Annotated in this window: 14 protein-coding genes and 1 tRNA gene; 9 read left to right on the forward strand and 6 right to left on the reverse strand. The window is 43.0% G+C overall.

The window, feature by feature from the left end; translation table 11 throughout:
• The first annotated feature begins 467 nt into the window (after positions 1-467).
• Genes eif1A through AB7U21_RS05600 form a run of 4 tightly spaced genes read left to right on the forward strand, consistent with a single transcriptional unit; the run spans position 468 to position 2,846 of the window.
• Complete coding sequence (eif1A, locus tag AB7U21_RS05585) at positions 468-794, forward strand: translation initiation factor eIF-1A (protein ID WP_333786633.1); 327 nt, start codon at positions 468-470, stop codon at positions 792-794.
• 4 nt (positions 795-798) lie between these two features.
• Positions 799-1,620: a serine protein kinase RIO gene (locus tag AB7U21_RS05590; protein ID WP_333786630.1), complete on the forward strand. Its 822-nt coding sequence runs from the start codon at positions 799-801 to the stop codon at positions 1,618-1,620.
• The gene (locus AB7U21_RS05595) at positions 1,595-2,122 is read left to right on the forward strand and encodes a KH domain-containing protein (protein ID WP_333786629.1); all 528 of its coding nucleotides are present in this window, start codon (positions 1,595-1,597) and stop codon (positions 2,120-2,122) included. The genes AB7U21_RS05590 and AB7U21_RS05595 overlap by 26 nt, the downstream gene beginning before the upstream one ends.
• Positions 2,123-2,153: 31 nt before the next feature.
• Positions 2,154-2,846 carry a DUF1614 domain-containing protein gene (locus AB7U21_RS05600; protein ID WP_428387592.1) on the forward strand — a complete coding sequence of 231 codons (693 nt, stop codon included), beginning with the start codon at positions 2,154-2,156 and terminating at the stop codon, positions 2,844-2,846.
• Here AB7U21_RS05600 and AB7U21_RS05605 read toward each other — a convergent pair.
• A complete protein-coding gene (locus tag AB7U21_RS05605; protein WP_333786627.1) occupies positions 2,832-3,728 on the reverse strand; it encodes an RAD55 family ATPase in 897 nt (298 codons plus the stop codon). The genes AB7U21_RS05600 and AB7U21_RS05605 overlap by 15 nt on opposite strands.
• A gap of 67 nt (positions 3,729-3,795) precedes the next feature.
• Positions 3,796-5,166, reverse strand: a complete 1,371-nt coding sequence (locus AB7U21_RS05610) for a dihydroorotase (RefSeq protein WP_333786626.1) — start codon at positions 5,164-5,166, stop codon at positions 3,796-3,798.
• Positions 5,167-5,416: 250 nt separating this feature from the next.
• On the opposite strand from AB7U21_RS05610, the gene AB7U21_RS05615 reads away from it, so the two are divergent.
• From AB7U21_RS05615 to phoU, 5 genes are read left to right on the forward strand one after another with little or no spacing between them, the layout of a single operon-like run.
• Positions 5,417-6,337, forward strand: coding sequence for a PstS family phosphate ABC transporter substrate-binding protein (locus AB7U21_RS05615; RefSeq protein ID WP_333786625.1), 921 nt, complete (start codon positions 5,417-5,419; stop codon positions 6,335-6,337).
• Between the two features lie 21 nt (positions 6,338-6,358).
• Complete coding sequence (gene pstC, locus AB7U21_RS05620; RefSeq protein ID WP_333786624.1) at positions 6,359-7,258, forward strand: phosphate ABC transporter permease subunit PstC; 900 nt, start codon at positions 6,359-6,361, stop codon at positions 7,256-7,258.
• Positions 7,255-8,112 carry a phosphate ABC transporter permease PstA gene (gene pstA, locus AB7U21_RS05625; protein WP_428387595.1) on the forward strand — a complete coding sequence of 286 codons (858 nt, stop codon included), beginning with the start codon at positions 7,255-7,257 and terminating at the stop codon, positions 8,110-8,112. Before pstC ends, pstA begins: the two co-directional genes overlap by 4 nt.
• A 15-nt stretch (positions 8,113-8,127) precedes the next feature.
• A complete protein-coding gene (gene pstB / locus AB7U21_RS05630) occupies positions 8,128-8,901 on the forward strand; it encodes a phosphate ABC transporter ATP-binding protein PstB (protein WP_333786622.1) in 774 nt (257 codons plus the stop codon).
• Between the two features lie 4 nt (positions 8,902-8,905).
• Positions 8,906-9,565 carry a phosphate signaling complex protein PhoU gene (gene phoU, locus AB7U21_RS05635; RefSeq protein ID WP_333786621.1) on the forward strand — a complete coding sequence of 220 codons (660 nt, stop codon included), beginning with the start codon at positions 8,906-8,908 and terminating at the stop codon, positions 9,563-9,565.
• Here the strand turns inward: phoU and AB7U21_RS05640 are convergent, their stop codons facing one another.
• The 4 genes from AB7U21_RS05640 to AB7U21_RS05655 all read right to left on the reverse strand — a co-directional run.
• Positions 9,566-12,277 carry a DNA-directed DNA polymerase gene (locus tag AB7U21_RS05640; RefSeq protein WP_333786620.1) on the reverse strand — a complete coding sequence of 904 codons (2,712 nt, stop codon included), beginning with the start codon at positions 12,275-12,277 and terminating at the stop codon, positions 9,566-9,568.
• Between the two features lie 145 nt (positions 12,278-12,422).
• Positions 12,423-12,532: transfer RNA gene (locus tag AB7U21_RS05645), tRNA-Met, on the reverse strand.
• An 86-nt stretch (positions 12,533-12,618) separates the two neighbouring features.
• Entirely contained in the window at positions 12,619-13,176 is a 558-nt protein-coding gene (locus tag AB7U21_RS05650) for a hypothetical protein (RefSeq protein WP_428387599.1), read from the reverse strand.
• Between the two features lie 149 nt (positions 13,177-13,325).
• The coding region (locus tag AB7U21_RS05655) for an S-layer protein domain-containing protein (RefSeq protein WP_428387601.1) at positions 13,326-14,803 on the reverse strand (1,478 nt) is incomplete at its 5' end.

Below are 14,803 nucleotides of genomic sequence, written 5' to 3' on the forward strand. Positions count from 1 at the left end.
CCTGTCTCCACTTACGATAAGGCGGTGATTGTCACGCACAACAGTTGTTGTGCGGGAATCACCTTAATGACCGTCTTCGTATATATACCTTGCGAAACAAGGCACGAACACAACAAAACGGACATTACGGCCGAATTCACCACCATACTCGAGATTATAATTATACGCTTTGAACGTATATATACTTTCTTATTGACTCGTATTCTGTAAATGATTACAGAAAAGAATCAATGTCGCGAGAACAACTAGATCCCCGCGAGGGAGCATACAAAGAACGTAATTGTATATAAAGATATCATGCCCATAAAATAAGATATGTTTTTAATCCTCCTAAGGATAACATGATTGACCAGAAAACAAACCTAACGCCATATGTTCGCAAACTTTAACAATACGCAATGTATAGCAAATACACTTATTCTAAGCAACCATATCAATATCAGAGTAAAAAAGAAATTCAAAGAGGAATCAAACTGTCACCTAATAACAGCGATTTCGAAAACCCGGAAAGCAGCATAACCAGAGTGCGTACACCCCGAAAGGACCAAGGAGAGGTATTGGCCATAGTAGAGAACATGCTTGGTGCTAATCGGGTGAAACTCAGATGTATGGATGGTGTTGTAAGAATGGGGAGGATCCCAGGCTCTATGAAGAAAAAAACATGGATAAGAGAAGGAGACATCGTCATAGCCGTACCTTGGGATTTTCAGGACACAAAAGCAGATGTGATATGGAAATACACTCGTCCGCAGGTTAACTGGCTTGAGCGCAAAGGATTTTTAAAGAGCCGATGAAAATATGAAGAAAGCAATAGAGGACAAAATCAAAACCATGGATACGCTAGTTGATAGCGGAAGGATCAAACAAAAAGATAGCGAAAAGATCAAAGTCACAGAAAATGTTTTTGATGAAGCGACATTAAAAGCACTATACACCCTATCCAGCAAAGGCATAATAGAAGCTTTAGGGGGCTCCATAAGCACAGGCAAAGAAGCAAATGTATTTTTAGCAGATGGCAAAGACCATAGCCTTGCAATAAAAATATACCGCATCAATAGCAGTACTTTCAACTCAATGGAAGATTATATAATGGGAGACCCTCGCTTCAGAGATGTAAGGCATACAAAAAAGGATATCGTTTTTGCCTGGACAAAAAAAGAATACCGTAATCTACTAAGGGCCAGCGAAGTTGGAATAAAGGTCCCAAAGCCAGTCATAACTGAAAGGAATATACTTGTGATGGAATTTGCCGGAAAAGATGAAAAGCCATACCCCCTTTTAAAAGATGTGCGACTGGAAGAAACAACTGCCAAAAAAGTATTTGATATGCTCATTGACTACATCAAAAGGCTCTATATGGATGCAGAACTTATACACGCAGACCTTAGTGAATATAATGTACTGATTGAAACAGAATTAATGGAGCCAATATTGATAGACATGGGGCAATCAGTTACGCTTGAACATCCAAGGGCAGACCAGTTTCTGCATAGGGACATTCAGAACATTGTCCGCTATTTTAAGAAATATAGCATCATATCAAATGAAAATGACATTTATACATTCGTGACAAAAGAAAAGAAGGAGCATGATCATGACTCACATCAAAGTACCACATGACAGAATAGGAGCGATAATAGGTCCAAAAGGCCAGGTCAAAAACCTTATTGAACAGTTATCAACAGCTACCATTGAAATAGACAGTGAAAACGGCACTGTGGAGGTTATACCTGGAGAGGACCCTATCCAGTCCTTGAGAGCACTTGATGTGATCCATGCTATAGCCAGAGGATTTAATCCGGAAAAGGCTATGGCATTGATGGATGACGAAATGATGATGCTTGAGACCATTGATCTGTCAAACTCTGCTGGTACGCCCCAAGAGATGATACGCCTTAAAGGTCGAATCATTGGAAAAGCTGGCAAGACCAGAGAAATCATGGAAAGTATGATAGGAGTGAAGATTTCCGTCTATGGTAAAACCGTAAGCATCCTAGGCACTCCAGAGCAGAATCAAATAATAAGAACTGCCATTGAAATGTTGATAGGTGGTGCTACACATGGACAAGTATATGGTTTACTTGAAAAGAAAAAACAAATGCTGATAAGATCCCAGCTATAGATACCTACAAATACATTGTGCGAGGGCAGATATGAGAGGGTATGTTAATAGTTCTGAAATAAAACAGATTGTAGTGTTCGGGCTGATCATACTTCCAATGGCTGTTCTCTTTTATGAGAACAAGTTGAACATAGGACACATAACTTCTGTTCCTCTTTTTCTAATGCTTCTCTTAATGCTTATAGCGAGGAATATCGAAATACCTATAGCTAGCATACGTACAAGAAAACCTGAACTTCTTTCTCAGCATGCGTTCATGCTGGAAAAGATATACAGTGTACCTGTATCAGAAGAACTCATAACCCCAAAAGAAAGAGTCTTCGACACAAAATTAACTATAAACTTTGGGGGAGCGGTAATACCTCTTCTGGCAATTATCTTTCTCCTAGCAACAGGACCTATCACAACATCTTTGGAGATAGCCCTGATAATCACAGTTATAGCCTTTCTTGCATCAGAGATAATTGATGGGGTTGGAATAGAAGTACCTGACTACATTGGACTTGTATCGTTGCCTCTAACCTTTCTTCTTTCTACGGATAGTGCAGAAAGCGTGATATTTATTTCAAGTACAACAGGAATAATTGCAGGGTGTGTGGCATCCTTACTTACTTTAGATCGAGAAAAAAATGGAAGTGCCTATATAAGCATAGGCGGCGTGGGAAGCTTCAGGGCAATATATATAATGGCATTGATCGCAAGCCTCCTGTCATACTATACCTAAATCCCTTTCTGTACGACGCTGATCCATTTTGTCCTGCAGGATCTTTTGAGGGAGATTCAATGCACGATATTTAGCAATACCCGTAGCTGTGAACCTGAAGGGCTGAGGAGTATGATCTATACGAGTAGCCCTCATTTTCTGTATTGCCATGACAGGCATTGGAGTAGTATCAATATCATTTGTCTGGATAAAATCAAGGAAAACAATGCCATCACCCAGGAAATCGTAATCATCGAACTGCTTTTTCTCAATACCATGATTTTTTTCAGTGACTAGCAATGAAGTTATCTTATCCTTTTTAAGTAACCTGTGCAAAGCACGCCATGAAGTGGACCGCCTGAACTCATCAGGAGCTGTAAATACGTTCAGAGAATCAAACACAACCCTATCAGGTTTGTGAGATTCTATGATCTCGATCATCTCTTCAGAAGTGAGCATAGATATACCGAAGACTTCCAAATAACCATCATCAATATATTTACCTATATCCCAACCAAATCTCATGAAATGTTGAACTAGCTGCTGAGCCCTTTCTTCAAATGAAAAGAAAATACATCTCTCACCATTCTTTGCGCCTTCCATCAGGAACTGCATGCAGAAAGTTGTCTTGCCTGTTCCTGGAGGGCCTGTCACTACAATTGAAAAACCCTTTGGGAAACCCCCTTCCAAGAATTCGTCCAGCCCTGGCACTCCAGTAGGTACCCTTTTGAGTAATCTATCAATATTCTGTGTATCAAGTTTAGCTTTGAATCGACTATTATCCAGATTAAGTAAAGCTTTCTCTAAGACTACATTTTTGGCACCCAGGTCCTTCTCATATCTTTCAAGGACCTTGATGGCATCGCCGCTTAGAGTAGTATGAATAGCGAATTTGGATTTCATCACAACACCATGAACATAATATAGTATTATATATTTAAAAGGTTATGGTTCTGTGGACATAAATTTCTCAAAAATGTCCATCAATGTTCATGACCTTCCCCTGTCCCGGCAAGAAATTACCTCTTCCATAGGAAGCCGCTATCTCCCCGTCCCATATAATATCACCCCTTGATATCGTAATCTCGGGGAAGATAGCCTCAATCCCTTCAAAAGGAGTCCAGCCTACCTTTCCATGCAAATGATCACCTTTTATAGAAGTAACCTTTTTTGTGTCCACAATAATAAGGTCAGCATCAAAACCTGCTTCTAACCTGCCTTTAGAATGCCTGTCCAGACCAAATATCCGGGCTGGACCAGCACTTGTGGCATCTATCATGCGTCCCAGAGGAAGAAGATTCTTCTTAACTGCCATTAGCATCAGAGGCATTAGGGTTTCCACCCCTGGAACCCCCGATGGGGCCGTCTTAATATCTACGTCTTTTTCGCTTTCACAGTGAGGAGCATGATCTGAAGCAACAATATCCACAGTGCCATCATTCAATGAGTTCAGAAGGAACTTGACACTTCTTCTGTCCCTAAGAGGAGGGTTCATTTTACCATAACAGCCCAGTCTTTCCCAATCCCGGGTAGAAAGGAAAAGATGATGAGGCGTAACCTCACATGTGATAGGTGATAGACCTTTTTGCCGTGCAATATACCGATCTCTGCCTAGCACACCTACTGACTCAAAAGCACTAACATGACAGATATGACCTCTTGTGCCAGTGTTCCGAAGGATTCCCACTACTTTTTGCACTGCTGTAGCCTCGCATATATTAGGCCTTGCCTTTGAATGTGAAGAAGGCGACATGTCATTTTTTAATAATGCTTCACATTCCAGACGGATGCTATCGTCTTCTGCATGGATGACAGCAAGTGCTCCCAGCTCATTCAATATTTTCAAGGCACCTTCAAGCGTTATCTCATCAATATTGAGGCCCCCGGTGGATTCGGCCATAAAGATCTCACCAAATGCTGTAACTCCTTCCTCCCATAACTCATTCAGTTTTTCAAGATTATTTGTAACTCCTCCGTGAATACCAAAATCTACAATGGATTTACGGGAAGCAAGCTTAAGTTTTTCTTCAAAGGACTTTTTATCAACTGTAGGAGGGAGAGTGTTAGGGTGATCTATCACCGTTGTGATACCACCAGCAGCAGCTGCACACGAACCGGTATACCAGTCCTCTTTTTGAGTAAGCCCCGGCTCTCTGAAATGCACATGGACATCAATTCCCGCTGGCAGAACCAGAGAACCCTGTGCATCAATTACCTCACCAGCTATTACATCTGCCTCTTTTGCTATCCTGCTGATCTTTCCTTCATCTATTACTATTTCTGCAGGCTGAAGATAATTGCCATAGAATATCTTGGCATTCTTTATGAGTAGATCTGGCATACTTACCAGTATTTCAATAACCCTATTTCCCACTTTTGTTACTCATCAGGAATTGTTCGCTTGAACACTAAATTGACCGTCCTGAAAATTAAAACGAATATAGAACATTAGAATCACGGAAACTATATAGAGATTATATTAGACATAGAACTCAATAGAAAGTATAGAGCAATATATTGTATTTACAGAATACTTATCTACACATATAGTGTGTTCAAATTGGAAAATCCAAACAAAGAGGAGAAGAATCATGTTCAAAAGAACAAAACTTTACAAAACATTTATCCTCATAACTGTGTTCCTTGTTGTAGGGTTCACGTTTGCAGGAATTGGCTGTGTGGATAAGAGCACAGAAGAAGCCGGTGACGCAGAAGAAACATCAAATGTTTCGGAAGGAACAGGTGTCAAACAGAGCATTATTGTAAAAGGCTCTGATACAGTACTCCCCTTATCCCAGGCAGAAGCTGAAGAGTTTATGCTCAAGAATGCTGACAAAAGTATAACAGTAATTGGTGGAGGCTCAGGAGTAGGAATAGCTGCTCTTATCGATGGTGAAGTGGAAATTGCCATGGCTTCAAGATCAATGAAAGACTCAGAGATAGAAGAAGCAAAACAAAATGGTATCAATCCACTCGAAACCACAATTGCATGGGATGGTATCGCTGTTGTTGTAAACCCCGAGAACCCTGTAAGTCAATTGACCTTCACCCAGCTAAAAGCCATTTACGATGGGAATATAAGTAACTGGAAAGATGTTGGTGGCGAGGACCGAAAAATTACCGTCATCAGTCGAGACAGTAGTTCAGGTACATACGAATACTTCAAGGAAGAGATCCTTGTAGGAAGCGAATACCGTCAGGACGCACTTGTCCAACCTGCAACCGGAGCCATTGTCCAGGAAATTGCCCAGAACAAAGGGGCTATCGGATACATTGGGTATGCATACGTAGACAACAGTGTAAAGGCTCTTGCACTTGACGGAGGAGATGGAATATTCGTACCCGCAACCCAAGAAAAGATCCTTAGTGGAGAATACCCATTGGCAAGGAAGTTATTTTACTATACTAACGGCGAACCTCAGGAACTTACAAAAGAATTCATCGATTATGTGATGAGTGCCGAAGGCCAGTCAATAGTTACTGAGGTGGGATACTTCCCTGCTGTCCAATAAGATCAAGAAAAAGGATCCGAAATGAAAAAAGGATTATACAGAGAAAAAGTGATCGAATCCCTGCTATATCTCTCAGGAGTAACAGCAGTGGTCATCCTTTTTCTCATTTGTATCTTTTTATTTAAAGATGGGCTTGCTCTGTTCCAGAAATACCCATTAATAGAATTCCTTACAGGTACTAGGTGGTACCCTACATCCCAACCACATCAGTTCGGATTGCTGCCTTTACTATTCGGATCAATGATAGTTACATTTGGAGCTATCGTTTTGTCAGTACCTCTCGGAATTGCAGTGGCTATATACATTTCAGAACTTGCAGGGGTAAAAGAAGCAGACATACTTAAACCTCTCATAGAGATCCTTGCCGGGATTCCTTCAGTTGTTTATGGATTCTTTGGTCTTGTAGTCCTTGTTCCTCTGCTTCAGAATACTTTAGATCTCCCGACCGGACAAAATGCACTTGCTGGTTCTATAATGTTAGGAATAATGGCATTACCCACGATCATATCCATTTCTGAAGACGCGATCAGCTCGGTACCCCGCGCTATAAAAGAAGGATCTCTTGCCCTTGGTTCTACAGAATGGCAAACCATTTACAAAGTAACCGTTCCTGCTGCCCTGTCAGGAATATCTGCTGCTGTGATGCTGGGCATCGGGAGAGCCATAGGAGAAACAATGACAGTGATGATGGTCACAGGGAACACTGCAGTAATACCCGGTTTCCCGGATGGGCTTTTTGCTCCTGTGAGGACCATGACTGCCACCATTGCATTGGAAATGGGAGAAGTACCACAAGGCAGTGAACACTTCTATGCGCTCTTTGCCATAGGTTCTATTTTGTTTATAACCACTTTTATCACCAATATTATTGCAGAATACATAAAACGAAAATATAGATTCAACCTGGGGGCAGGACAATGACAAGCAAAGCGAAACGTGATCAAAAGATAGCTTTTTCCTTTCTCAGACTTGGAACTGCCCTGGTAGTATCTTTAGTTGTAATATTACTTCTGCAAATAACCCTAAAAGGATATAGTGTCCTTAGCATCGATTTCCTCACAGAGATGCCCAGGAACAGAATGACAGAAGGCGGGATATACCCTGCTATACTGGGAACTGTATATCTGATAATTGGATCGATGGGCGTAGCTTTGCCTTTAGGGATACTATCTTCCATATACCTCAATGAATATGCGCAACCGGGAAGAACCAAATGGATCATAGAAATGGCTATCATCAACCTTGCAGGAACACCATCCGTTGTGTTTGGCCTTTTCGGACTTGCGATGTTTGTGAAGTACCTGGGATATGGAGCCTCATTGATCGCTTCAGCGCTGACCCTTGCACTAATGGCTCTGCCGATCATAATCAGAGCAAGCCAGGAAGCACTAATAACTGTACCCGAAGAATACCGCTATGCTTCACTGGCACTTGGAGTCACTAAATGGCAGACTATCAGACAGGTCGTACTACCTCCTGCCATTCCAGGGATGATAACAGGCACTATCCTTGCAGTGGGTAGAGTTGCAGGAGAAACAGCACCTATATTGTTAACAGGGGCTGCGTATTTTCTTCCAAGGCTTCCTGATTCAATATATTCCCAATTCATGGCACTTCCTTATCATTTATATGTAATTGCCACCGCTGGTACTAATATCGCTCAAACAAGGCCTATACAATATGGTACTGCACTGGTACTGCTGGCCATAGTCCTCAGTTTCAACATGATAGCTGTCATGATACGGAGACATTATCGAAGAAAACTCAGAAATTAATAAAGAGGTAAGCAGATGTCAGAACCTAATAACGGAAACCAGACCGAGATAGAAGTAAGAGGGCTTAATCTATGGTATGGTGAGAACCATGCACTTCACGATATTTCTATTGATATACCTAAGAACAGTGTTACAGCCCTTATAGGGCCTTCAGGGTGTGGGAAATCTACATTTTTAAGGTGTCTTAACAGAATGAACGATCTTGTAAAGAATTGCCGGATACAAGGCAGCGTAAAAATAGATAACAAGGACATTTACTCCAAGGATATCGATGTCGTGGATCTTAGAAAAAGAGTAGGCATGGTGTTCCAGAAACCAAACCCGTTCCCAATGTCCATCCATGACAACATCGCGTACGGACCTAAAATACACGGTGTTGCTAAAAAAGACATCGATAGTGTGGTGGAAGATGCCCTAAGATCTGGAGCTCTGTGGGAGGAAGTTGCCGAAAGATTGACAACATCTGCCCTTGATCTTAGCGGAGGACAACAACAAAGACTATGTATTGCAAGAACCCTGGCTGTTAGGCCTGAAGTAATATTATTTGATGAACCTTGCAGTGCCCTTGATCCAATATCCACCTCCAAGATAGAAGAGCTTATAATGGAGCTCAAAAAGAAATATACCATAGTTATAGTCACACATAACATGCAACAGGCTGCAAGGATATCAGATTATACTGCTTTCTTCCTCACGGGAGATATCATAGAATATGACAAAACTGAGCAGATATTTGAGAATCCGAAGATGAAACCGACAGAAGATTACATCACTGGAAGGTTCGGGTGAATACATGTCAAGAGAAAAATACCAGAGAAACCTAGAGATTTTGAAAGCTAATACAATAGAAATGGCTGTAACCTCACTGGACATGGTAAAAAACGCTACTTTATCTCTCAAAAAACTGGACAAGGCACTTGCCGAGGAAACTATTTCAATGGACGATATCGTAGACGAGCATGAGATGATGATAGATAAGTGCGTATCAAATCTTATAACTCTTCAGCAACCCATGGCTGGAGATATGAGACTTATAACTTCATGCCTTACAATGGCTATTGATCTGGAGAGATTAAGTGACCTTGCCAGTAACATTGCATGGGTGACTTTAGAGGTGGAAGGAGAAATTGCCGATATAGAGCCACTGCTGTCAAGAATATTCGCTATGGGAAGTATAGCAGAGAAGATGCTGGAGGACACGATTGTAGCTTTTCAGAATTCAGATGCCGAACTTGCCAAGAGAATTACAGAAGAGGATGACAAATTAGACAAACTTTTCTTTGAAAATGAGAAACAATACATAGAGATAATGAACAAGAACAACACCATTATCAGTGATGCTTCACACCTGTTGTTTGTCCTGAGATACATGGAACGTATCGGCGACCATGTATGCAATTTATGCCAAAGTATAGTATATCTGGTGACAGCGGAAAGAGTAAGGCTTAACTGATCAGAAATCGAAGAGAGAACTTTGGGAACCGCTGTTCGGTGATTGTCCCTCTTGATCTGGTTTCCTTGAAACCGAGCTCTTGATCTTTTTTTCAGAGGGACCGGCTGTAAAATCTGACAGGCCTGTCTGTTTCGAATCATAGTCAAGGTTTGCAAGGTCTACACCGAATACCCCTAGGATCCTCTCCACCGGCGGAAGGATCTGTTTCTTGATATAATAGTCAACATCAAGAGGTACATTATTCTCGCGGACATATTCCGGGTCTTCTGCACGGTTCACGAATAGATCTTTACCTGCAGTGATGACAAAAGGTATGCGTTCACCCACAGGTGGAAGAGAGCCGGTTCTCTGTTCCATCTTCTCAGCAACGGTAATATGGGGCTGTTTGTTCTTATAGTGTTCACGCCTTTTTGAGTACATGCGCGTCATGATCAGATCATCTATGATATCCTTGTCCTTTGTGACATCAAGGTTACGTATAGAATCTACTACTTTCCTCACATGCCGCACTGCTGCCTCTACTTCACCTTCCTTAAGAACTAGTTCAAGTACTCTGTTCAGGGTCTTGGATGTAAGTTCACACCAGTCTCTACGGACTGTTTCCATGCCTTTGACCTTTATACCATCTTTCCATCCATCACCAGACCGCTCAAATACCCAGATAGCATACCTTTTCTTTGCTATGAAAAGAGCACGTTTTGCGATGGACTCGAACTCCAGTTCCATTGGATCGGGCAGAGAGGCCGAAACTATACCAGATATCTTCTTACCTACAAGCTCTGCATCTTCAAGTGATATCTCACTTTTTCCTGTGCATTGCACAAAGACACTATCAGTATCTCCATACACCACGGAGAGGAAAACATCCTTGTTCAAAGGATCGGGTGCTATCTCACTTTGTAGATAGGAATTACCATCCTTGAGGTATATGGTACGTATGGTACCCTCTATAAGTGAACGTGTGGTGATAATATTCTCCCTTCCAAAACTCGTGACGGCGTTTGCAAGGGTAAGACTGTACAGACGTGCACGTGTATAGCCTGCATAGCCATAAAAGCTATTCAGCAATATTTTCAGAGCAAACTGGGTGGCATCGAGAGCCCTGTATTCATCCTCATTGGATATACCTTTCATGCGCTTCTTGGTCTCTATCCTTCGGTTGAGCAGATTTTCCAGGATAGTGGGCATGATCCCTTTTGAAACATCTGCTGTTACAAATCTCCCACCAGATGGTGGAGTAATGGTCTCGCCTTCCTCAGGAATATCTTTCTCAACAACCGTTGTATAGCAAAGATTGTGAGCCATCATTATAGTGGGGTAGAGGGACTTGTAGTCGAGTATCACTACGTTCTCAAGAAGGCCTTTTTTAGGCTCCAGCACTGCACCTCCTTTCAAACCCTCGCTGTTCTTGTTCCTGGCATAGACAAGATTATCATCGGGTTTGGGAGGTATCACACGATCCCTAATGCGGCATTCACGCAGCAGAAGGTTCTCTACCATAGATGTCTGGCCTCCATCAATGACTTCCTGTAAGAGGGAACCACTTACCCTGGAAATGGCTATGTACCTGTCAAGTAACTGGAGTTTCATGACCAGCTCCATGGCAAGTTCGGAGTCGCGCCTTGCATAATCTATGAACTTGAGAAGTTTTTCGCCTTCATCATTCCAGTGATCTTCCATTTCTGAGGGTGCCACGTCAAGCTTTTCCCGGTCCAGCAGTTCTTTGGCTACATTGCGTAAGGTGTACCTCTTTAAACTGAACTGGCTGCGGATGAGAGGGAGGACATCGACCACAACCCTCCCGGTCAGTGAGATCAGGGTCATTGTTCCTATCTTCCGGTAGCTCATTGGCCTCCCGTCGCGCCCTGAGCCAGAGTCTATAGTAACGCCAGAGTCTGCAAGGAACTTGATCCGATCACTAATGTAAGGAATGTCGAAATCGTTGATGTTGTAACCAATTAGTATATCGGGGTCATAGTCCCTTAAAATCTCAAAGAACCGCTTGAACATGGACTCTTCGTTTTGTAGCGACTCTACATCAGGACCCGCGCCTGAGACAGGCTTTGCCACAAGCACTATAGTATTATACCCGTTGTAGGCTGGGGCAAATGTGAGACTGATCATGATCACAGGAGATTCGTCCGGAGAAGGCATGGAGCCGCCTATTGGCAGGCATTCGATATCAAAGGAAAGGAACTTAAGAGGAGCATTAGGGAGCTTATCCACTTCGACGGGCTGCCTGTCCGAGCAGACGGTGTCACAATAGATCTTACCGCCTGGATGGGCTTCCTGCGAGGGGGAAACTGATACCCAGCCCATGCCATGCAGTCCCCTGTCTATCAAAAAGCGGTTCCTGAACAGTATGTCGGTCTCGTATACCTCTATTACTCCGGGGATCTGGAGTATGTCGTCACGGATCTCAGGAACATGCCTTGGCTCATAGGTCGTGACCTGTATCATGGGCTTTTTGGACTTCTGATATCCCACTGGCTCAAACCGCTGGACAATCTCGACATTCTTGACCACGTCAAAACGTTCCTTTATGAGCTTGCAGATCAGGTCAAGCTCACCGGAAGCATTCACATAAAAATATGGTTCAAATCCCGGCACATAACAGCAGGCACTCTTACCGTCCTCAGCTCTGCCGAAGAGGCGCACAACAGGAACAGTACCTTCGGTTACATAATCCGCATCCAGGATCTGAAAGTTCATGAGGCTATGTACCTGCTGACAGCATATATGTTTTGCGCGATGACGGAGGAAGAGATTTGAGAAAAAATGGAAGAAAGAGTTGAAATAACTTGCAGAATACAACAAAAATGTGCTTACGAAAATAATGAATTGAATTAAAAATTAGTGCCCGGAGCGTGACTCGAACACGCGACCTCCAGATATCTCAGGAGATATGGACGCACTCGTTAATTTTCCCTATGAGTCTGGCGCCCCAACCGACTAGGCTATCCGGGCATAGCGTAGCATCTAGAAGGGTATTTTCATATTAAAGCGTATCGATTGGAATCGCATATAAAAAAAAGAAAGTTTATATGACGTTATCAGTACCCTATTGCCTTTGCAAAATCAAGCCCTACAGCAGGATCTTCAGAGTTCCCCTCAATGATGAAGACAAAGTTCTCGTTATTCCAGAAATACTTGTATCTTGGAACCTGTTTACCCCCTACAGTAGAATAACTTAGGGCCCTTGTAGCTTCATGTCCATTGAATTCAACCTGCTTAAGCGTTTCATTGTTCTTGAGCATTTGGAACGTTGACTTGTAACTAGTAACGAAAGATTCCGCAGATGCCTCATCTGAGAAATTTATTCCTGTGACATAGTAATCCAGAGTTGTACTCTTGTAGATACCCTCAGAAGCCTCTACGACATTCTCTGCTTTAGCGTAGTCTTTGTTCACACCATCTGCAGTTATCGACTTGTTGCCAAGGTATTCAAAGCCTGATGGAATATTCTTAAGTGCCACAAGTTCAGAAACACTTTCTACTGGGACAGCCGGCCCATCAGAGGAATTATTGTTATCGTTCCCTTTGAATACGCAGCCGGAGAAACCCATGAACAATACTACAAATATCAACACTAAACTTAACTGTTTCTTCATGGTATTACCTCGGATGTAAATACTTCGCTAATAAGAACTTCATTAATTATTAAATCGATCTTCGACCAAAGAAGATGATAGATATAAATAAATCAATTTTTAAAAAAAGAGATATAAGAAGGGTTTAATCCCTTCTCATTTTAGCTTACTTAGTTCCTTCTGACAAGGTATGCAACTGCCAGGAGACCGGCAACTGCGAAGATTGCCTCAAATCCTGGAGTGTCTGGAGTCTCAGTCTCGTTGGTTGGAGTCTCTTCGACTGGAGTCTCTTCGCCTGGTGTGACTGGTGTCTCTTCACCTGGTGTGACTGGAGTCTCTTCGCCTGGTGTGACTGGAGTCTCTTCGCCTGGTGTGACTGGCTCAGTTGGCTCGGTTGGCTCAGTTACATTTCCGATGGTGTATTCTGCGTACAGATAGTAGCGGAGATCATCGCTGTCTGCAACCTTTATGTTCATGTTGCCTGCCAGCAGCAGATCATCATCTGCACTGAGTGTGATATCATCGGTGTTCTGCAGAGTTAGGCTGTTGGTACCGACATTGGTGACCTCGAGCTCATCGAACTCATCGTCGCCTGCGATCTCCATAGGTTCGTTGGATATAAGCCACATACCCTCGATCACTGCAAGGCTGTCGACCTGACCCTGGAATACTTCATTGACGTGTGCTCTCATGATGACTACATCATCTTCGCCGCCTACGTCATCCTCTTCGTAGTCCCAGGTACTGTTGTCAACATCGGAATCAGTTACTGTAATGACCTCGTCGTCAAGGTACTCGCCGTCCTTGCTCAGCTCGAGCCAGACCTTGTCACCTTCAACATCTATCTGCTTTGGTGTAAGCGTGTAGCCCTCACCAAGGTCAAGGGTCTGACCGACTCTGAGAGTGTACTTGTCATCACTGTCAAGCAACAGCTTGGAAAGCACATCTGGTTTGTCGTTGACCGGCACATATTCCTCTGCAAGGAAGCCCATCTTTGGATACTGGTCATTAGCTACCCACTCATCAAATTCATAGTCTACATACTGCAGGGTAGTGGTGTAGGTGAGGTCATTTTCTTCAATGGTCCTCTCATCGCTGGATAGATCGGAATCTATACTCAGTTCCTCTGAGTAGAGGTTGTCATTAAGATCATAGTAGAAACCTGCGAATGAGCTGTAATCAAAGTCTGCGTCGCCTTCTGCAACTGAACTCCTTACCTCATGGGTGCCTGGTTCGGTAATGACCTTCATGAAGTAGAACCTTACATCATCGGAGTCAGCGGTCTTGATGCTGATGTCGCCTGCAATGACAAACTCATCATCTGCGCTGAGTGTGATGTCATCCTTGTTTGCCAGTGTAAGGCTGTTGGTACCGACATTGGTGACCTCGAGCTCATCGAACTCATCGTCGCCTGCGATCTCCATAGGTTCGTTGGATATAAGCCACAGACCTTCGATCACTGCAAGGCTGTCGACCTGACCCTGGAATACTTCATTGACGTGTGCTCTCATGATGACTACGTCATCTTCGCCGCCTACGTCATCCTCTTCGTAGTCCCAGGTACTGTTGTCAACATCGGAATCAGTTACTGTAATGACCTCGTCGTCAAGGTACTCGCCGTCCTTGCTCAGCTCGAGCCAGACCTTGT

Source organism: Methanomethylovorans sp. (genome assembly GCF_050177135.1).
In the GTDB taxonomy this organism is placed as follows: domain Archaea; phylum Halobacteriota; class Methanosarcinia; order Methanosarcinales; family Methanosarcinaceae; genus Methanomethylovorans.